Genomic DNA, 17,191 nt, shown 5'->3' with positions numbered 1-17,191 from the left:
CACGATCGTTCATGACCACGTGACCGCCTCGCCAGCAAGCATGATCACGGGCGATCACGCCAATTGGGAATCCATCCCAAAATGGAACAGGCTCAAGTCGGGATGACTTTTCAATTCCTTGCGCACCTGCGCTTCGCGCAGCAGGAATTCGGGGAATTCCTGCGTTTCCTTAAAGCAGAAGCGGCGCGGCAGCTCAGCGTAAAGCGAGCGCGGCGGCAGTCCGCCAGTAATGCGCTTGAGCAGGCGGCCGCTTTGTTCGCTGTGGTAGTAGATTTGCGCCACGCCCAGTTCGTCGCGGATGAAGCCGATGGCTGCCCAGAGCATGGCTTCGTCCCAGAGCGGACGGTAGGTGGCCAAGGTTTGCCGGCAATAATCGAGCGCGGTCCGGATGGAGCAATCGAGGCGATAGAGCTTGGCAGGCGAATCGAGCTGCGCTCCGCGCCGCAATTTTCTCTGCAAGCGCTCGGCCAGCCAGGCAACGTCGCGTATCCAGTCGGACTGGATTTCCTCGATCAGGGCGCTATCGCTCGCCCAATCGAGATCGATGCGCGCCCAGGCCAGCGTGTTGCGCTTGCCGGAGACCGGGTGGCCCCGGTAATTGAATAGCCCCGGCGCGCAGCCCAGGCGGGCATAGTCCGCGTCGTGGCGGCGGCTCAGGTTGAGTTGCAGGACCAGGTTGCAGCCGGGACGCGAGGTCTGCTGGCGGCGGCGAGCGCGATAGCTGCCACCACCCCAGCGCGCGATGCCGAGCACGAAGGCTTCCTGCTGCGGGTCGTGATCGTGCCCGGCGATGAAAGCCTCGCTCAGGGCTTGCTTGCCGAGGGAGGCAAGCATCTGGTGCAGGCGGGGTTTTTGCAGCAGGCCGGCACAGGAAGATTGGCGCAGCTGGTTCAGCGGCAACTGTCCGCCGGCTTGCCGCGCCAATTGACCCAACAAGCCGAGGCTGTAGCGGTCGCGGTAGTAGTGAAAAATGCGTCGCTCATCGCCCAGGCAGGCGATGACTTCGTCGGCGCTTTCGTTGTCCATGCGGGACTCCTCGACAGGATTTGAACGGATTTGCGGAAGTTGTCGAAACGAAGGCAGTGACTGCGTGCATGGCTTTCTCCTCAATAAATGGCGGGCGGCCCATGATGCCGCCGGCCCTGTGTTTGTGTGCTGACAAGCGCCCGCGCAGGGGCGGTGCGCTTCAATCGATCTCGAATTCCGCCACCTCGCCCGTCAATAGCTCATCGAGCAGTTGCCGGGTGCGTTGGCGCATGTTGTGGCGGCTCGCTTTGCGCGTGGCCCCGTGCGGCCCGGCGCGGCGGGTGAGGCCGGGGACGAGCACGGGGTTGCGCGGGCGGCTTTGCGGAAGAATCAGCGGCGCGGCGAGTTTGGCTTTCTTGCTCATGGCTCACCCCTTCACGCACAGCACTTGGCGCAAGGTATGGACGACCTCGACCAGATCGCGCTGGTTGTCCATCACGGCGTCGATGTCCTTGTAGGCGGCGGGCAGTTCATCGACCACGCCGCCGTCCTTGCGGCATTCGATGCCCGCCGTCTGCGCTTCCAAGTCGAAGCGGCTGTAGCGCCGTTTGGCCGCACTACGGCTCATGCGTCGCCCGGCGCCGTGCGAGCAGGAGCAATACGATTGCGCATTGCCCAGGCCACGCACGATGTAGGACTTGGCCCCCATGCTGCCGGGGATGATGCCCAACTCGCCGTCGCGCGCCGAGATCGCCCCCTTGCGGGTGATGAACAGGCTGTGGCCGAAGTGGCTTTCCCGACTGACGTAGTTATGGTGACAATTGATCGCCTCGCTTTCCAGCCTGAAGCCGGGCAACAGCGGCTTGATCGCCTCGACCACCGCCGCCAGCAGGCGGTTCCGGTTGAGCAACGCGTAGTCCTGCGCCCAGTCGACGGCCTCGACATAGTCGTCGAACAGCGCCGAGCCTTCGCTGAAATACGCCAGGTCGGCATCCGGCAGCCGTACTTGATGCCGCCGCATGTCCTTCTGCGCAGCGGCGATGAAATAGCGGCCGATGACGTTGCCGATGCCGCGCGACCCGGAATGCAGCATGATCCACACCTGCCGCGCCTCGTCCAGACACAGCTCGATGAAGTGATTGCCGCCGCCCAGCGTGCCGATCTGGCACAGCCAGGTTTCGTTGAAACGGCGCTGCATCTTCATCAGGCCGGGATGCCGTCCGACGATGCGATCCAGCCTGTCGTTCAGCCCCCGCCCCTGGCGTTGCAGCGCACTGCCCCGCATGCGGCTGGCCGCGTGCTGGTTGAAACCGAGCGGCACGGCGGCTTCGATCGCCATGCGCAGCCCGCGCAAGGTGTCCGGCAATTGCTCGGCCGTCAGCGAGGTACGCACCGCGTTCATGCCGCAGCCGATGTCGACGCCGACAGCCGCCGGGATGATCGCCTGACGCGTCGGAATGACACTGCCGACGGTGGCGCCGATACCGGCGTGCACGTCGGGCATGGCAGCGACGTGGCCATGCACGATGGGAAGCGAAGCGACATTGAGCAGTTGCTGCATGGCTTCGGTTTCGATATCGCGCGTCCATATCTTGACGGGAACGCGCGCTTTGTTGAGCTCCAGTTGAATGCCCATTTTGATTCCTTGAATAACTTGCCGGCGGCAACAGGGCCGCCATGAAGGAATCCGGGCGTGGCCGACCTTTATTGCGGTCGGCGGGTTCGGAAAAACAAAAACCCCCGGCAATGGCCTGGGGGTTTTGGATCTTCCCGGCCCGGATTCGCATGAAACGCGCTCCGGGCAAAAGCATGCCTGCGGCTTAGCGCGTGGAAACCTCGAACAGTGCAGACATGGTTTTTCCTCCTGGGAAAGAATGGGTTGCAAAACAACGAGTGACCATTTTCATGACAAGTAGCATCCTCGTCAACAAGAAATTAGGCATTTATGCAACATACGTTGCACAAAAACAACAGTCCAGAACGACCACCCTACGCCTCGCCACCGCACCGATCGCAGGTGTGCGGCAAACAGCGCTCCCGATGCCGGTATCCGGGGGCAGTGCCGTGACTGTAAGATTCTTCGTTCGTGTGCGACAAACAGAATGAAACCCGCCCTGGATTGCGGAACCACATTTTGGAAAGCACGCGATGATCCCGTCCATTGGAATAAGCCGCTTCGTTGCCGTCACCTCCGATCCGGCCCCAGCTCTGCAAGGGATGCTCACCCGTTACGAACGGGAATTGTCGGCCTGCATCAATTGTTCGACGGCCAACACCGCCGACGGTCGGCAAAAAATACAGGAGCTGTCCGTTCAAATCAGCCAGATCAAGGCGCGGCTTGCGCAAGCCTCCCAAGCGAGACAGGCCCCGAGAACAAGCGCGCCCCCGGAGAACGTCCTGAACGGAAACATGAGCACCGCCGCCCCGCCCGCCATGGCAACTTCCACCATGCAGCCTCAATCGCGCATCGGCAGCTTTATCGATATCGTCGTTTAGCGCCTAGTCTTCGATCTCCATCGGTCTTGTCCCTGCTCTGCTAAAATCGCGGGTTCGAATTTTTGGCACCTCGCCGTGCCTGCCCCGTGGAGAAAACGCAATGTACCAGTCCCCCCTGCTTCAGGACCTGCACGACCGTGGCCTGATCGCCCAGTTGACCGATGCCGAGACGCTCGACCAACTGCTGGGCAAAGAGACGGTAACGTTGTATTGCGGCTTCGATCCGACGGCGGACAGCCTGCACCTCGGCCATCTGGTGCCGGTGCTCATTCTCAAGCGCTTCCAGGAAGCCGGCCACAAGCCCATCGCGCTGGTCGGCGGCGCCACCGGCATGATCGGCGACCCCAGCTTCAAGGCCACCGAGCGCAAGCTCAACACGCCGGACGTGATCGCTTCCTGGGTCGACAAGATCAAGGGCCAAGTCGCCCCCTTCCTCACCTTCGAGGGCGACAACCCGGCCATCATGGCCAACAACTACGACTGGTTCGGCGGCATGAACTGCCTGGAGTTCCTGCGCGACATCGGCAAGCACTTCTCGGTCAATGCCATGATCAAGAAGGAATCGGTGCAGCAGCGCCTGGTCCGCGAAGACCAGGGCATTTCCTACACCGAGTTCTCCTACAGCCTGTTGCAGGGCTACGACTTCGCCGAACTGTACAAACGCCACGGCTGCACGCTGCAGGTCGGCGGCTCCGACCAGTGGGGCAACATCACGGCCGGCACCGACCTGACCCGCCGCCTGCACCAGAAGCAGGTCTACGGCATGACCGTGCCGCTGATCACCAAGGCCGACGGCACCAAGTTCGGCAAGACCGAATCAGGCGCCGTGTGGCTCGACCCGAAGAAGACCTCGCCGTACGCCTTCTACCAGTTCTGGCTGAACACCAGCGACGCGGACGTCTACAAGTTCCTCAAGTTCTTCACCTTCCTGCCGGTCGCCCGCATCGACGAGATCGAGGCCACCGACAAGGCGAGCGGCACCAAGCCGGAAGCCCAGCGCATCCTGGCCGAGGAAGCCACCCGCCTGGTGCATGGCGAAGTGGCGCTGATGGCCGCCCGCCGCATCACCGAGAGCCTGTTCTCCGGCCAGCTGGCCGATCTGACCGAAAACGACCTCGAACAACTGGCCCAGGACGGCATGCCCGGCGTGCAGCTCGACGCCACCAACGGCAGCCTGATCGACGCCCTGGTCGCGGCCGGCCTCGCCAAATCGAAAACGGAAGCCCGCACCTTCATCCAGGGCGGCAGCGTCGCCATCAACGGCGCCAAGGCCGATGCCATCGATCACCAGATCGCCGGCGAAGAGCGCCTCTATGGCCGCTTCACCATCCTCCGCCGCGGCAAGAAGAATTACGGCCTGATCAGCTGGCGATAGAACCCGAAGGCACGGTTCAAATCTCGGTCGATCAGGGATTCGGCCGGATGCTCAGCCTTCCGGCAAAAAAGGCGATCAACATCGCCAGCCCGCCGGCCACGACGAAGCGCAGGCCACTGGAGATGGCCTTGTCCCGGGCATTCTGCAAGGCCGCCAAGGCGCGCTGCTCTTCGCCGACAACGCCTTCGCTGGCCTTGACCAGCCCGCCCAGGGCGTCGCGTGTTCCGGTCCAGAACTGGGCCAAGGCTTCCTGGGCGCCGCTGCGTTCGATTTCCTCGACGGCTGCGGTATACCGGGCATCGTAATTCATCCGCTGCTCGGACAGCATTTCCGCGCGCCACCGTGTATCGGGCTGAACACCAAGCGTCGCCAACATTTTCAGATCCTCGTCGGCCGCTGCGTTGGCCCGGTCGATCTGGGTGTACAGCCGGACGCGCTGCTCGCGTTCGCTCGCCAGTAAAAGCTGGACAACCGGTGCCGAAGCATCCTTGGCGTGTTTGAGCAGGCTTTCGGCAATTGCAACGCGCCGGACCTGGAGATCAATCGCGGCTTCATCCGGGAGATTGGCCGAAGCCTCGTATAGCGTCCATGATCCCAATCCAGCCAGGGCACCGATGAACAGGAAGGCGGCAACCAGTCGGTTTTTGTTCACTGTTTCTCTCCAATCGTTGATAGCGACGCATCCTCAAATGTCCAGCGCTTCAAATCGAGCTGCGGCAAATGCCGACAGCACGATGCTGCGGGAACATTCATGTCTCGTGCCTGGCTCTCCCGCCTTCGCACTGATGGCAAAGCAAGGCGTCGACCGAAATCGCCCCCGGCCCCCGGGCGACGAGGTAGAGCAAAACGGTTGCCCAGACGCCATGTACGGAATAAGCGTCGGGATAAACGAAAACCTGGATCACCATAGTCATGAACAGCAGCGACAAAGCCGAAAAACGGGTGGCCAGTCCGATCAGGAGTAGCAGCGGGAAAAAATGTTCGGCGAATGCGGCGAGCGGAGCGGCGATTTCCGGCGAGATCAGCGGCAGCCGGTACTCCTCGCGGAACAAGTCGACCGTCGAATCTGCCAGCCGTGGCCAGCCGGGGACGAACTCACCGCTCACGATGTTGAGACGGAAACCTTCGATCTTGGTCTGGCCGGAAACCCAGAAGACGGCAGCGATCGAAAAACGCCCAAGCAAGGCAATGAGCGTATCGGGAATGGCTTGCAGCCAGGCGACCGCGCGCAAAGTGAAGTTATGCATCACGTGACTCAACAAGAGGTATGAAAATCGGAAACTGCCCCAGCCGCGAGCAATACGCCCAGAATGCCGGTCAGCTCGAAACCGGGTAGTTCGTTCGCCTGTCGCGTGGCCTCCTCCAGGGTATCCCCGGCAGCCAGACGATGAACAAAGGCGGCGTCGCCCTGCGTCAGGGAGCGGACTTCGACCTGCTGCCGGCAACGGCTGACCAGCGCATTTTCCGGCCGCTCGGGATCGATATCGGCGAGATCGCCCATGCCTTGGTGCGCACTCCACACGCTGACAATCGCCCACGGCGAGCGCAACAGGCCGACAGACGGCGCAAGCACGATGCCGGTACGGGCGAGCCGCTCCGGATCGGCCAGCAGCGTTGCGATTTCGTCATTTCCTGGAACCCTGCTGTCCGGCGCGTGGAAGGCCTGCACGCGGGCATACTCCAGACGCGCGACATCGGCCAGGTAGGGGACAGAAGCTGCCGGCCCAAAACGTTCGACAAAGGCCGGAAACGTCTCGCCATACCATGCCAGGACAGGTGAATCCGGCGGCTCGGCGCGAACGAACTCGCGGGCCATGGCACGAAAGAAGTCGTCGCCGACCAATTCGCGCGTCACCGGGAAGGTATCCGCGACAGCATCGATCAGCGCAACGGTAACGTTATTGCGATAGACCGCAAAACGCTGCGCCGGATCGGAGCCATTCCAGGCCGTCAAGCCAGCCGGCGTCGGGCGCGCCGGATCGAGCAGGGCGGCGGCAAAATCGTCGTCAAAGCGAATCGTCGTCATGCCGCCACCTTGCGTTGAAGCCGCGCCAGTTTTTGTTGAGCGGCATTCGCCTCGGCATGCAATACGGCAAAGGGCGGAATGTCGTTATCGCGTTCCAGCAAGGTCGCGACCGGCCCGATCAAGGCCAGGGCCTCGTCGTACAGATCCCACACCGCCTGCGCCACCGGCGCCCCGTGGCTGTCGATCAGCAAGGGCGCGCCCAGGCTGTCGCACTCGCGCGCAAAACCGGCCAGGTGGATCTCCCCGACAGCCGACAGCGGCAGCTGTCGCAAGTATTCCAGCGGATCACGGCCATGATTCGTGCAGGAGACGTAGGCATTATTGACATCAAGCAAGAGGCCGCAGCCGGTGCGACGAACGACTTCGCCGATGAATGCCGCTTCGCTCATGTCGGAAGCCGAGAACTCGACATAAGTCGATGGATTCTCCAGCAGCATCCGGCGCTTCAGGCGCTCCTGCACCCGGTCGATATGCTCGCAAACCCGCGCCAGCGTCGCGGCATTGAACGGAGCGGGCAGCAGATCGCTCAGATAGTGACCATCATGCGTAGACCACGCCAGGTGCTCGGAAAACGATTCCGGTTGATAGCGGGCCAGCAGCTCGGCCAGTCGGTCCAGATGCGCTTCGTCGAGCGGAGCGGGACTCCCGATGGAAAGTCCGACACCATGCACCGATAGCGCGTAATCGGCGCGAATGCGTCCGAGGTAGTAATGAAACGGACCGCCCGGCACCATATAGTTTTCGGCGTGGATTTCGAAAAATCCCAGATCGGGACGCTGGTCGAGAATATCGAGGAAGTGCTCCGGCTTGAGGCCGATGCCGGCCGACGCTGGCAGACTGTTCGTCGGCACGGAAATAGCACGATGGTTCATGACAATCACTCCGGAATGAATCGACTTGCGCCGAGTTAAACCCGCGACAAGCCGCCGACCCTTCGGTCGTTCGGCTTGCGGCTCGGTACAGGTATCAAGCCTTTTTCTCGGCGAATTCCTTCAACTGGCCAAAACCGGTCGGCGAGCTCGGCGATACTGTCTTGACGCACGTACCGGCAGGAACGAAGGTCCAGGCATTGCCTTGATGATCCCGTGCCGAAGTCCCGGCGCAGGAAGTCCCGGCCCCGGCCTTGCAGTCGTTCTTGCCCTTGAGCGCGACGCCGTAGCACTTTTCCTTCGCGCCGTCGGCGGCGGCGACCGGCGCTGCGGCAACAGTCAGGGCGGCGCCCAGGGCCAGCGCGAGGGCGGCAGCGGAAATATTGCGTGCGGATTGTTGATGCATGTTTGATTCTCCTTTGATGAACAAAATGCTCCGATCTCATGCTTGTGCCGTCCCGGGGCAATCAACGGCATCGCGCCCCAAAAAGGTCGCTTGCACCCATTAGTCGGACGACAACGAAAATCCTTACACGCGGAAAGGCCGGACAAAAACAAGCACGGCGGAAGGAGGCAGCACCCCGACGGACACTACGCATTTGGGAGCGGCCGGCCAAGCTCAGGCAACGAATCTTGGCGGCGGCCGTCCGTTGATTCCCCATGCCCCGGAGGCTTTGCCAGCAGTTGCTCGAAATCGGTTTTGGGCAGCGGTTTGGCGATAACGTAGCCTTGCACGATGTCGCAGCGGTTGGCACGCAGCCAAGCAACTTCCTCAGCGCGTTCCGCCCCCTCGGCGACGACCTTGAGTTGGAGTTCGCGGCATAACAGCAGCGTCGAGCGGACGATGGCGGCGTTGCGCGGAGCGTGGTCGACGCCGCTGACGAACTCGCGGTCGATCTTGAGTTCGTTGACCGGCAAATCGCGGACATAGGCCAGCGATGCCTGGCCGGAACCGTAATCGTCGATGGATATCAGAATGCCGTAGGCGGCGAGCCGGTTAAGTGCAGCCAGCGCTTGCGCGGGGTCATGCATCAACGCACTCTCGGTGATCTCCAGGCAGAGCGCCGGAGCCGGCAGGCCGCTTTGTTCGAGTTCGTCGATGATGATTTCGATCAACGTCGGGTTGAGCAAATCGAGCGTCGAGATATTGACGGATATGACGAGCCCCCTCCCCTCGCGATGCCAATGGGCAGCATCCTTGATGACGCGGCGGACGAGCCAGGTCGTGATTTCGCGAATAAATCCCGTTTGTTCGGCAAAGGGGATGAATTTGCCCGGGGGTACCAACCCACGCTCGGGATGCTGCCATCGGATCAAAGCCTCGGCACCGACGATGCGCCCCGTCTGGAGGTCCGCCTTTGGCTGGTAGTAGGGGAGAAATTGCCCTTGCATCAGTGCATTGCGCATATCGCCGATCAAGGATAGCTGCTCGTGCGAAGGCGGCTTGACCTCGTCGCGGGCCAGAGCCACGCCGGCGTGCAGTTGTTTGGCCTGGCGCAGGGCCAGGTCGGCTTGCCGCATCAGGCGGGTCAGATCGATGTCGCCTTAGGGGATGCGGACAACACCAATGCTGGCGTCGAGATCGATCGACTGGCCAGCGATTTCTATCGGTTCGCGCAGGACATCGCGGATGCGGTTCGCCGTCGCCATGGCGCTGTCGATATCGGCACCGCAGAGCAACATGGCGAACTCGTCGCCCCACAAGCGGGCCAGCAAATCATGCTCGGCAAGCACCGCCTGCAAACGCCGGGCGACGGCCCGCAGCAGTTCGTCGCCAATGGCATGGCCAAGCGCCTGGTTGATCATCGTGAAACGGTCGATGTCGAGTATCAGCATGGCCCCACCGCGCCAATGGCGGGTCGCAAAGTCTTCGACGAAACGGGCGCGATTGGCGAGGTCAGTAAGTTCGTCGACGTAGGCGATGCGCCGGATATGGGCCTCCCGTTCACCGATGCGCAAGCGCATCGTGTCGATGGCGCGCAACATGCTGCTGAGTTCGTCGTGACCGGGTGCTGCAATCGGGATGCTGTAATCGCCGCCGGCGATTTTTTCGGCGATCTCCGCCGCCTGATTGACCGGGCGGGCAATGCCGGTAGCGAGCAGGCCGGAAACGAGCGCCCCGAGCAGCAGGGCCAACAGGCCGATGGCGATGATATTGGCCTGATCGCGAGCGGCTTCGGCGGTAAGCCGATCGACCTCGCTTTGCATGGCATCTTGCTGGGCGATAGAAAATTCGGCAGTGGCGCTGAGCAATTCCCGCAGCAGTGGCTCGGTCTGCCTTTCAAAATGATGGATCGCCGAGATCGGGCCTCCCAGCTCGATCTGCTCGACCGTTTCCTGAAAGGCCACACCATAGGCTTGGCGCAAGGTTTGCAAGCGTGAAATATTGGCGGTAGCGCTCTCCCCCTCCGCGTTTACGAGCTGCAACAATGCCTGGTCGGCGGTGTTGAGAGCAGCATCCATCGCGGCATACAGCGGGACACGACTTTTGCGTTCCTGCGTCAGCAGAAGACGTAGCAGATGATGCGCCGCCTGCAGCGTATGCTCGTTGGCACGTTCGGCGAGAAAGGCTTGTCGCGCCTGACGGTCAACCAGCATGCTGGTGCTGTGGCTGATCGATTGAAAGCCCTGGTAGGCGAGTGCGACAACAACCGCCAGCAGGATCAACCCCGGCGCCACGGCGATGAACAAGCGCTTGCGTAGCGAAAGGCAGCTGAAGCGCATGGTCTACATCCTGAAGAGGTTAACCGAGGTCTGCAGGCTGCTCGCCATCCGACCCAAGGCGTGCGTGATGTGGTCGACCTCCTTCGCAGCGGCGGTATTGCTGCTCGCCTTGGCGACGATCTCGTCGGCACTGGCGGCGATGGTCTGACTTTCGGCTGCTTGTAGCTGAGCAACCTTGTTGAGTGCGTCTAGCCCGTTCAACGAAGCCTGGGCACCATCGCGCAGTTCCCCCAACGGCGCCACGATCGAGCGGATCAAGGCGTTGCCTTTTTCCATGCCGCTGCGACCGGCATCGATATCGGCACTGGCTTTGGCGGTCTGCATTGCAATGGTGGCAATGACCTCATCGATTTCGCGAGTGGCATCGGCAGTACGATTGGCGAGTTTGCGCACTTCGTCGGCGACGACGGCAAAACCACGACCGCTTTCGCCGGCGCGTGCCGCTTCGATCGAGGCATTGAGTGCCAGCAGGTTCGTCTGGTCGGCAATCTCCTTGATGACCGAGACGGTAGTGGCGACGCGTTTGGCGCTCTGGCTCAGCGTTTCCACCGAGCGCGCGGATTCGGCCACGGCGGCGGCAATTTGCGAAACCTCGCCGGCGGCGACAACGATGTCGTTGGCGCCTTGCTGCGCCATGTCGCGGGCGGCTTGCGCCTCCTCGCGCACCGTTTGCACGCGCTCGGCCATACTTTGCGCGCTGTGCGCGAAATGGCTGATCGACTGCTGGATACGATTGGCGAGCTCGTGTTGCTCGTTTGATTCGCGCGTAACCCGGATAGCGGGTTGGCTGAGTGCCTCGCCAGCGGTGCTGACATCGGCAACACTGGTATGAATGACTTGAATGACTCGCCGCAGGCTTTGCCGCATCTGCTCCATATCGTTGAGCAACTGGGCGATTTCGTCGCTGCCCTGGCGCGGTATTTCGCTGTTCAGGTCGCCGCTGGCGATACGGGCAACGGCAGCGACGGCGGCGTGCATCGGCGCGGTGATACTGCGGGTGATCAGCCAAGCCATCAATATCCCGACCGCCAGCGCGGCAATGGCAATCAGCAGCACCAACAATTTGGCGGCGTTGGCCGACTCCACCGATGCCGCCTGGCGTTGCATCATCGATTGATGTTGCGATTTCGCCAGCAGGGCGGTCTCGTCGAGCAAGGCGTTGAGACGGTGGCGGGTGCTGCCGGCCATGCGACGCGCTGCGCTGGCGCGTTCGCCGCCTTCAATCTCTTCCACCGTGGCGGTAAATTCATGCTCGTAGTCGCTGCGCAGCTTGATCAGCCGATCCAGCGCACCGCTGCCCTGGTCTTGCGCCAGCAGCGGCTTCAACTCTTCGAGCGCACTGTTCATGGCGGCGTTGTGGCCATCGATTTCCCTGTAGGTCTGCACCCGTAGTTCGCGGTCGTCCAGTACGAAGAGCAAGGCCAAACGTCCGGCGGCGCTTTCCGCATGCAGGTTGATGCGATTGGCGAGCTCGGCACGTACCGCGTCGCCTTCGATGACCTCACGGTTGGTCACGGTAATCGCATCCAGGCGCAATACGCTGAGCAGAGCAATGCTGGCCAGGCAGGACAAGAGGATCAAATAACTGATGGAGAGGCGTTTTCCGATACGCATGACCAATCACTTTCCGGCCTCGGGCCGCAGGCGCTGGGCCTGCCAGCGATGGAGAGAGGGCAAACGGATGCCGTGTGCCCTCATAAGTAGATAAAAACCGCCTCCCCGAACACCGCTGTTCGGGGAGTTGTCAGGAATGGCTTGCGGGGCAAACAGACTGTGCCCAGAAGGAGGCTGCACATCGAATGCCTCACCGAGACAGATGCAAACCTTCAATTGCTCCGACGGCAAGCAATCCGCCCCGGAATGCCGCCGCCCTATCGGGCGTGCGGCGCGGTTCAGGTATCAAGCCTTTTTCTCGGCGAACTCCTTCAACTGGCCAAAACCGGTCGGCGAGCTCGGCGACGCCGTCTTGACGCACGTGCCGGCAGGAACGTAGGTCCATGCATTGCCTTGATGATCCCGCGCCGAAGTTCCGGCGCAAGAAGTCCCGGCTCCGGCCTTGCAGTCGTTCTTACCCTTGAGCGCGACGCCGTAGCATTTTTCCTTCGCGCCGTCGGCGGCAGCAACCGGCGCTGCGGCAACAGTCAGGGCGGCGCCCAGGGCCAGCGCGAGGGCGGCAGCGGAAATATTGCGTGCGGATTGATGGTGCATGGTCGATTCTCCCTTGATGAACAAAATGCCCCGATCTCATGTTCGTACCGTGTCGGGGCAGTCAACGGCGTGGCGACAAAAAGGTCGCGCGCCTATTAGTCGGACGACAATGCAAATTCTTACAGGCAGAAATGCCTGCCCCAAAAAAGCGCTGCCCTATGCCGAAAGCGCTGGCACTGATGGAAAGCAATCTTGTTGTCGATCTGATACGGGCAGGCAGTCATCTCGCTGCCTCGTGCTTTCACTTCCCCTTGCAAGGAGGCGAGCGGGGCGCGCCAAGAAAAAACCCCGGCCCTCCTGTGGAGGTGCCGGGGTTTTGCGCTTTTTTGTCTGGCCCGGATCAGTGCCGGGTGGAGACCGAGAGCTGCGGTGCTTCGACAACGCGCACCTCGCTGGCCGGATAGAGCTCGCGGGCGAGATCGACCCATTCCTCGACCAGCTCACCGCTTTCCTTGACACCATCCACCAGCTGAAACCAGCCACCATTGGGCGTTTTGACTTCGATAGCAACGGACATGACCGACCCCGCCTTTCGAATTTGTTGATATGGTTTGCATGCTAGCCATGCCCGGAAAAATCTTCCGTGAGAAAAGTCACGCCAACGACCATGCCGTCAAAGAACGGGTACCCACGGCTCCCCACTTGCCCTCCGGCAAGGCCAAAAAATTCCCTATTCAATTGTTTTTAAACGACTAAAACTGACACACAAAGCCAAGATCGATGCAAGAAAGTTTACTAGACGACCGGTCTAATTCATGCCAGACTGTTCACCATGAATACGCGTCACGACAATACCCGCCAGCACATCCTCGAAACCGGCCACCGCATCATCGCCGGCAAGGGGTTCGCCAGCGTCGGGCTCAATGAAATCCTGACCACGGCCGGTGTGCCGAAAGGGTCGTTCTACCACTACTTCGCATCCAAGGAGCAGTACGGGCAGGCCTTGCTGCAAGAATACTTCGACCACTACCTGGCCGACCTCGACGAACTCTTCGCCGCCGATGCCACTTCCGGCCGCGAACGCCTGATGCGCTACTGGCAGCGCTGGCTCGGCAAGCAACTCGATGCCTGCGCCGAACAAAAATGCCTGGTGGTCAAGCTGGCCGGCGAAGTGGCCGACCTCTCCGACGCCATGCGCGTCACGCTGCGCGACGGTACCGACCAGGTCGTGCAGCGCATTGCCCGCGTCATCGAAGCCGGCGTTGCCGATGGTTCGATACCCGCACTCGATCCCGGCATCACGGCCCAAACGCTGTACCAGATGTGGCTCGGTGCCAGCCTGCTCGGCAAGCTCCACCGCGACACCGCCGCGCTGGAAAACGCCATGGTGTTCACCCGCAAGCTGCTGTCACGATAAGCATTTCCCCACGAAGGGTCGCAGGCAATGCGGCCATTTTTTGAGCCTCACAACTAGACGACCGGTCTAATCAAGCAACAAGGAGAAGCGTATGACCACCCTGTTCGATCCCATCCAGATGGGCGACATCGCCCTCGCCAACCGTATCGTGATGGCCCCGCTGACACGCAACCGTGCCATCGAAGGCAACAAGCCCGGCCCGCTGACCGTCGAGTACTACCGCCAGCGCGCCAGCGCCGGCCTGATCATCGCCGAGGCCAGCCCGATCAGCCCGACCGCCCAGGGCTACCTCGACACCCCGGGCATCTGGTCCGATGAGCAGGTCGAGGCTTGGAAGGCCGTCACCACGGCCGTCCATGCCGAAGGCGGCAAGATCGTGCTGCAGCTCTGGCACGTCGGGCGTGTCTCGCACGTTTCGCTGCTGCCGGCCGGCGAAGTGCCAGTGTCGTCGACCGACAAGGCCGCCGATGCCTCGACCTTCACGAGCGAAGGCTTCATCCCGACCTCCAAGCCGCGCGCCCTGCGCGACGACGAGATTCCGGCCCTGATCGAGGATTACCGCAAGGCGGCGCGCAATGCCATCGCCGCCGGCTTTGACGGGGTGGAGGTCCACGCCGCCAACACCTACCTGCTCGAGCAGTTCCTGCGCGACAGCGTCAATGAGCGCAGCGGCCCCTACGGCGGCAGCATCGCAAACCGCGCCCGCCTGTTGCTTGAGGTCGTCCGCGCCATTACCGGCGAGATCGGCGCCGGCCGCACCGGCATCCGCCTCAGCCCGCTGACCACGTTCACCTCACCGCTCGACAGCAATCCGCAGGCTACCTACGGCTACGTTGTCGAACAGCTGGCCCCGCTCGGCCTCGCCTACTTGCACATGATCGAAGGCGATACCGGCCGCACCCGCACGCCGGATGGCGTGTCGGTCGACTACGCTGCCCTGCGCCGCGCCTTCCCGGGTCCGTGGATGATCAACAACTGCTACAACCGCGACCTCGCCGTTCAGGCAGTAGCTGACGGCAAGGCCGACCTTGTCGCCTTCGGCCGCAGCTTCATCAGCAACCCGGACCTCGTCCGCCGCCTGCGCGAAGGTGCGCCGTTGAACGAATTGCGTGCCGACAAGCTCTATGGTGGAGGAGCGGAAGGCTATACGGACTACCCGACGCTCGCCGCCTGATAACAAAAACCCCAACCCCAGGCCGCGTACCGGAAAAATCCGGGCGCGGCCAACAGAGAACAGCATGAACGCCTACCGCCGCTGGCTGCCGGCCATCGCCCTTGTCGTCCTATCCCTCACCTGGGGCTACACCTGGGTACTCGCCAAGCAGGGCCTGGCCTACGCGCCCCCCTTCGCCTTCGCGGCCGAGCGCTGCGTCGGCGGCGCCCTGTCGCTGCTCATCGCCCTCAAGCTCACCGGCCGGCGGCTGACGATGGTCGCCCCCTTGCAAACCATCGGCATCGGCTTGACCCAGGTCGCCGGCTTCATGATCTTCCAGACCTGGGCGCTGGTCGAAGGCGGCCCGGGCAAGACGGCGGTGCTCATCTTCACCATGCCGATCTGGACCCTGCTGCTCGCCTGGCCGCTGCTCGGCGAACGGGTGCGCGGCAAGCAGTGGCTGGCCGCCGCCAGCACGCTGACCGGCCTGCTCCTCATCATCGAACCGTGGGACATGCACGCCAGCCTGTTCAGCAAGTTCCTCGGCCTGATGGCCGCGCTGTGCTGGGCCAGCGGCACCATCCTGATCAAGCGCCTGCGCGCCGTCACCCCCGTCGACCTGCTGACCCTCACCGCCTGGCAGATGATCCTCGGCGCCGTGCCGCTAATCCTGATCGCCCTCGTCGTGCCCGAGCCGGCCACGAACTGGACGCCCGCCTACGCCGGCATCCTGCTCTTCATGTCGGTCGCCAGCACCGCCATGTGCTGGTGGCTGTGGATCTACATCCTCGATCGCGTGCCGGCCTGGGAAGCCAGCCTGTCGGTGCTCGGCACGCCGGTCGTCGCCATACTGTCGTCGCGGCTGACCTTCGGCGAATCGTTCAAGAGCACCGAGATCGCCGGCATCCTGCTCATCGGCGGCGGCCTCGCCCTGCTCTCGCTGCTCGGCTGGGCGGCCAGCCGGCGCAATCCTGCGCTCGCCACACCCAAGGAAGGCGCATGAACCCGCTCGCCAAGCTCAAACTCTCGATGCTCGACCTCGTCGCCATCCGCGAAGGCGGCACGGTGGCCGACGCCCTGGCCATTTCGCTGCGCACCGCCCGCCACGTCGAGGGGCTCGGCTACACCCGCTACTGGCTGGCCGAGCACCACAACATGCCGGGCATCGCCAGCTCGGCCACCGCCGTGCTGGTCGGCCACATCGCCGGCAACACCCAGCGCATTCGCGTCGGTTCCGGCGGCATCATGCTGCCCAACCACGCACCGCTGGTCGTCGCCGAAGCCTTCGGCACGCTGGCCGAGCTCTACCCCGGCCGCATCGACCTCGGCCTTGGCCGTGCCCCCGGCACCGACGGCCTGACCATGCGCGCCCTGCGCCGCGACCGCATCGAAACCGAAGCCGACTTCCCGCGCGACGTCGCCGAACTGCAACGCCTGCTCGGCCCCCGCCAGCCGGACCAGCAGGTCGTCGCCGTGCCCGGCGCCGGCACCGAAGTGCCGATCTGGCTGCTTGGCTCCAGCCTGTTTTCGGCCCGCCTCGCCGCCGAACGCGGCCTGCCCTACGCCTTCGCCTCGCACTTTGCGCCAGCCCTGCTGCTGCAAGCCATCGAAATCTACCGGCACAGTTTCAAGCCCTCGGCCAAGCTGGCCCAGCCCTACGTCATCATCGGCGTGCCGGTCATCGCCGCCCCCACCGACGACGAAGCGGACTTCCTCGCTACCAGCACCTTCCAGCGCGTCCTCGGCATCCTGCGCGGCGACCGCCGCCCGCTGCCGCCCCCGGTCGCAGGCTACGTCGAAACGCTGCACCCGCAGGAACGGGCCGGCATCGCCGATTTCCTCGGCGCCGCCGTGATTGGCGGACCGGACACCGTACGCGACGGCCTGCGCGACCTGCACGCGGCTACGAACGCCGACGAAATGATGTTCGTCAGCGACGTCTTCGACCCCGACTTGCGCCTGCGCTCGCTGGACATCGCCACCCAAGCCTGCTGGCAACCTTGAACCTGAACTAACG

General features: G+C 62.9%; 19 protein-coding genes. 6 read left to right on the top strand and 13 right to left on the bottom strand.

What is annotated here, in order from left to right:
- Nucleotides 1-54 precede the first annotated feature (54 nt).
- The 3 genes from AB6Q56_RS02040 to AB6Q56_RS02030 form a co-directional block, all read right to left on the bottom strand.
- Complete coding sequence (locus tag AB6Q56_RS02040; RefSeq protein WP_434515537.1) at nucleotides 55-1,026, bottom strand: hypothetical protein; 972 nt, start codon at nucleotides 1,024-1,026, stop codon at nucleotides 55-57.
- A 160-nt stretch (nucleotides 1,027-1,186) separates the two neighbouring features.
- Nucleotides 1,187-1,390: a hypothetical protein gene (locus AB6Q56_RS02035; RefSeq protein WP_434515536.1), complete on the bottom strand. Its 204-nt coding sequence runs from the start codon at nucleotides 1,388-1,390 to the stop codon at nucleotides 1,187-1,189.
- Between the two features lie 3 nt (nucleotides 1,391-1,393).
- The gene (locus AB6Q56_RS02030) at nucleotides 1,394-2,602 is read right to left on the bottom strand and encodes an RtcB family protein (protein WP_434515535.1); all 1,209 of its coding nucleotides are present in this window, start codon (nucleotides 2,600-2,602) and stop codon (nucleotides 1,394-1,396) included.
- Between the two features lie 512 nt (nucleotides 2,603-3,114).
- On the opposite strand from AB6Q56_RS02030, the gene AB6Q56_RS02025 reads away from it, so the two are divergent.
- Together AB6Q56_RS02025 and tyrS are read left to right on the top strand one after the other, a co-directional pair.
- Complete coding sequence (locus AB6Q56_RS02025; protein ID WP_434515534.1) at nucleotides 3,115-3,462, top strand: hypothetical protein; 348 nt, start codon at nucleotides 3,115-3,117, stop codon at nucleotides 3,460-3,462.
- 100 nt (nucleotides 3,463-3,562) lie between these two features.
- A complete protein-coding gene (gene tyrS / locus AB6Q56_RS02020) occupies nucleotides 3,563-4,837 on the top strand; it encodes a tyrosine--tRNA ligase (RefSeq protein ID WP_434515533.1) in 1,275 nt (424 codons plus the stop codon).
- A gap of 31 nt (nucleotides 4,838-4,868) precedes the next feature.
- On the opposite strand, the gene AB6Q56_RS02015 is transcribed toward tyrS, so the two are convergent.
- The 10 genes from AB6Q56_RS02015 to AB6Q56_RS01970 form a co-directional block, all read right to left on the bottom strand.
- Complete coding sequence (locus AB6Q56_RS02015; protein WP_434515532.1) at nucleotides 4,869-5,489, bottom strand: hypothetical protein; 621 nt, start codon at nucleotides 5,487-5,489, stop codon at nucleotides 4,869-4,871.
- Nucleotides 5,490-5,586: 97 nt separating this feature from the next.
- Nucleotides 5,587-6,084, bottom strand: a complete 498-nt coding sequence (locus tag AB6Q56_RS02010) for a DoxX family protein (RefSeq protein WP_434515531.1) — start codon at nucleotides 6,082-6,084, stop codon at nucleotides 5,587-5,589.
- 8 nt (nucleotides 6,085-6,092) lie between these two features.
- Nucleotides 6,093-6,863, bottom strand: coding sequence for an HvfC/BufC N-terminal domain-containing protein (locus AB6Q56_RS02005; protein WP_434515530.1), 771 nt, complete (start codon nucleotides 6,861-6,863; stop codon nucleotides 6,093-6,095).
- Nucleotides 6,860-7,735 carry an MNIO family bufferin maturase gene (gene bufB, locus AB6Q56_RS02000; RefSeq protein ID WP_434515529.1) on the bottom strand — a complete coding sequence of 292 codons (876 nt, stop codon included), beginning with the start codon at nucleotides 7,733-7,735 and terminating at the stop codon, nucleotides 6,860-6,862. Before bufB ends, AB6Q56_RS02005 begins: the two co-directional genes overlap by 4 nt.
- A 94-nt stretch (nucleotides 7,736-7,829) precedes the next feature.
- Nucleotides 7,830-8,138, bottom strand: coding sequence for a BufA1 family periplasmic bufferin-type metallophore (locus AB6Q56_RS01995; RefSeq protein ID WP_434515528.1), 309 nt, complete (start codon nucleotides 8,136-8,138; stop codon nucleotides 7,830-7,832).
- 185 nt (nucleotides 8,139-8,323) lie between these two features.
- A complete protein-coding gene (locus AB6Q56_RS01990) occupies nucleotides 8,324-9,253 on the bottom strand; it encodes a putative bifunctional diguanylate cyclase/phosphodiesterase (RefSeq protein WP_434515527.1) in 930 nt (309 codons plus the stop codon).
- A 24-nt stretch (nucleotides 9,254-9,277) separates the two neighbouring features.
- A complete protein-coding gene (locus AB6Q56_RS01985) occupies nucleotides 9,278-10,456 on the bottom strand; it encodes a diguanylate cyclase domain-containing protein (RefSeq protein ID WP_434515526.1) in 1,179 nt (392 codons plus the stop codon).
- Nucleotides 10,457-10,459: 3 nt separating this feature from the next.
- Nucleotides 10,460-12,070 (bottom strand): methyl-accepting chemotaxis protein, encoded by a 1,611-nt coding sequence (locus AB6Q56_RS01980; RefSeq protein ID WP_434515525.1) that lies wholly within the window; start codon nucleotides 12,068-12,070, stop codon nucleotides 10,460-10,462.
- Nucleotides 12,071-12,355: 285 nt separating this feature from the next.
- Nucleotides 12,356-12,664 carry a BufA1 family periplasmic bufferin-type metallophore gene (locus AB6Q56_RS01975; RefSeq protein WP_434515524.1) on the bottom strand — a complete coding sequence of 103 codons (309 nt, stop codon included), beginning with the start codon at nucleotides 12,662-12,664 and terminating at the stop codon, nucleotides 12,356-12,358.
- 340 nt (nucleotides 12,665-13,004) lie between these two features.
- Entirely contained in the window at nucleotides 13,005-13,181 is a 177-nt protein-coding gene (locus tag AB6Q56_RS01970; protein WP_434515523.1) for a hypothetical protein, read from the bottom strand.
- A gap of 255 nt (nucleotides 13,182-13,436) precedes the next feature.
- Here AB6Q56_RS01970 and AB6Q56_RS01965 point away from each other — a divergent pair, with 255 nt between their 5' ends.
- The 4 genes from AB6Q56_RS01965 to AB6Q56_RS01950 all read left to right on the top strand — a co-directional run bounded on the left by AB6Q56_RS01965 (nucleotide 13,437) and on the right by AB6Q56_RS01950 (nucleotide 17,178).
- Complete coding sequence (locus AB6Q56_RS01965) at nucleotides 13,437-14,021, top strand: TetR/AcrR family transcriptional regulator (protein WP_434515522.1); 585 nt, start codon at nucleotides 13,437-13,439, stop codon at nucleotides 14,019-14,021.
- A gap of 91 nt (nucleotides 14,022-14,112) precedes the next feature.
- Nucleotides 14,113-15,195, top strand: coding sequence for an alkene reductase (locus tag AB6Q56_RS01960; RefSeq protein ID WP_434515521.1), 1,083 nt, complete (start codon nucleotides 14,113-14,115; stop codon nucleotides 15,193-15,195).
- Between the two features lie 64 nt (nucleotides 15,196-15,259).
- Nucleotides 15,260-16,177, top strand: coding sequence for a DMT family transporter (locus tag AB6Q56_RS01955; RefSeq protein ID WP_434515520.1), 918 nt, complete (start codon nucleotides 15,260-15,262; stop codon nucleotides 16,175-16,177).
- A complete protein-coding gene (locus AB6Q56_RS01950) occupies nucleotides 16,174-17,178 on the top strand; it encodes an LLM class flavin-dependent oxidoreductase (protein ID WP_434515519.1) in 1,005 nt (334 codons plus the stop codon). The genes AB6Q56_RS01955 and AB6Q56_RS01950 overlap by 4 nt, the downstream gene beginning before the upstream one ends.
- Nucleotides 17,179-17,191 lie beyond the last annotated feature (13 nt).

This window comes from Dechloromonas sp. ARDL1, assembly GCF_051122455.1.
Lineage (GTDB): Bacteria > Pseudomonadota > Gammaproteobacteria > Burkholderiales > Rhodocyclaceae > Azonexus.
The sequence above is the reverse complement of the archived record's forward strand: the minus strand, read 5'-3'. Positions and strand labels throughout refer to the sequence as shown.

Excerpts from the sequence above, each read along its gene's own strand:
- AB6Q56_RS02030 (WP_434515535.1), bottom strand. The coding sequence starts at position 2,602 with ATGGGCATTCAACTGGAGCTCAACAAAGCGCGCGTTCCCGTCAAGATA.
- AB6Q56_RS02025 (WP_434515534.1), top strand. The coding sequence starts at position 3,115 with ATGATCCCGTCCATTGGAATAAGCCGCTTCGTTGCCGTCACCTCCGAT.
- tyrS (WP_434515533.1), top strand. The coding sequence starts at position 3,563 with ATGTACCAGTCCCCCCTGCTTCAGGACCTGCACGACCGTGGCCTGATC.
- AB6Q56_RS02040 (WP_434515537.1), bottom strand. The coding sequence starts at position 1,026 with ATGGACAACGAAAGCGCCGACGAAGTCATCGCCTGCCTGGGCGATGAG.
- AB6Q56_RS01985 (WP_434515526.1), bottom strand. The coding sequence starts at position 10,456 with ATGCGCTTCAGCTGCCTTTCGCTACGCAAGCGCTTGTTCATCGCCGTG.
- AB6Q56_RS01995 (WP_434515528.1), bottom strand. The coding sequence starts at position 8,138 with ATGCATCAACAATCCGCACGCAATATTTCCGCTGCCGCCCTCGCGCTG.
- AB6Q56_RS02005 (WP_434515530.1), bottom strand. The coding sequence starts at position 6,863 with ATGACGACGATTCGCTTTGACGACGATTTTGCCGCCGCCCTGCTCGAT.
- AB6Q56_RS01970 (WP_434515523.1), bottom strand. The coding sequence starts at position 13,181 with ATGTCCGTTGCTATCGAAGTCAAAACGCCCAATGGTGGCTGGTTTCAG.
- AB6Q56_RS01965 (WP_434515522.1), top strand. The coding sequence starts at position 13,437 with ATGAATACGCGTCACGACAATACCCGCCAGCACATCCTCGAAACCGGC.
- AB6Q56_RS01960 (WP_434515521.1), top strand. The coding sequence starts at position 14,113 with ATGACCACCCTGTTCGATCCCATCCAGATGGGCGACATCGCCCTCGCC.
- AB6Q56_RS01955 (WP_434515520.1), top strand. The coding sequence starts at position 15,260 with ATGAACGCCTACCGCCGCTGGCTGCCGGCCATCGCCCTTGTCGTCCTA.
- bufB (WP_434515529.1), bottom strand. The coding sequence starts at position 7,735 with ATGAACCATCGTGCTATTTCCGTGCCGACGAACAGTCTGCCAGCGTCG.
- AB6Q56_RS02010 (WP_434515531.1), bottom strand. The coding sequence starts at position 6,084 with ATGCATAACTTCACTTTGCGCGCGGTCGCCTGGCTGCAAGCCATTCCC.
- AB6Q56_RS01980 (WP_434515525.1), bottom strand. The coding sequence starts at position 12,070 with ATGCGTATCGGAAAACGCCTCTCCATCAGTTATTTGATCCTCTTGTCC.
- AB6Q56_RS02035 (WP_434515536.1), bottom strand. The coding sequence starts at position 1,390 with ATGAGCAAGAAAGCCAAACTCGCCGCGCCGCTGATTCTTCCGCAAAGC.
- AB6Q56_RS01975 (WP_434515524.1), bottom strand. The coding sequence starts at position 12,664 with ATGCACCATCAATCCGCACGCAATATTTCCGCTGCCGCCCTCGCGCTG.
- AB6Q56_RS01990 (WP_434515527.1), bottom strand. The coding sequence starts at position 9,253 with ATGCGGCAAGCCGACCTGGCCCTGCGCCAGGCCAAACAACTGCACGCC.
- AB6Q56_RS01950 (WP_434515519.1), top strand. The coding sequence starts at position 16,174 with ATGAACCCGCTCGCCAAGCTCAAACTCTCGATGCTCGACCTCGTCGCC.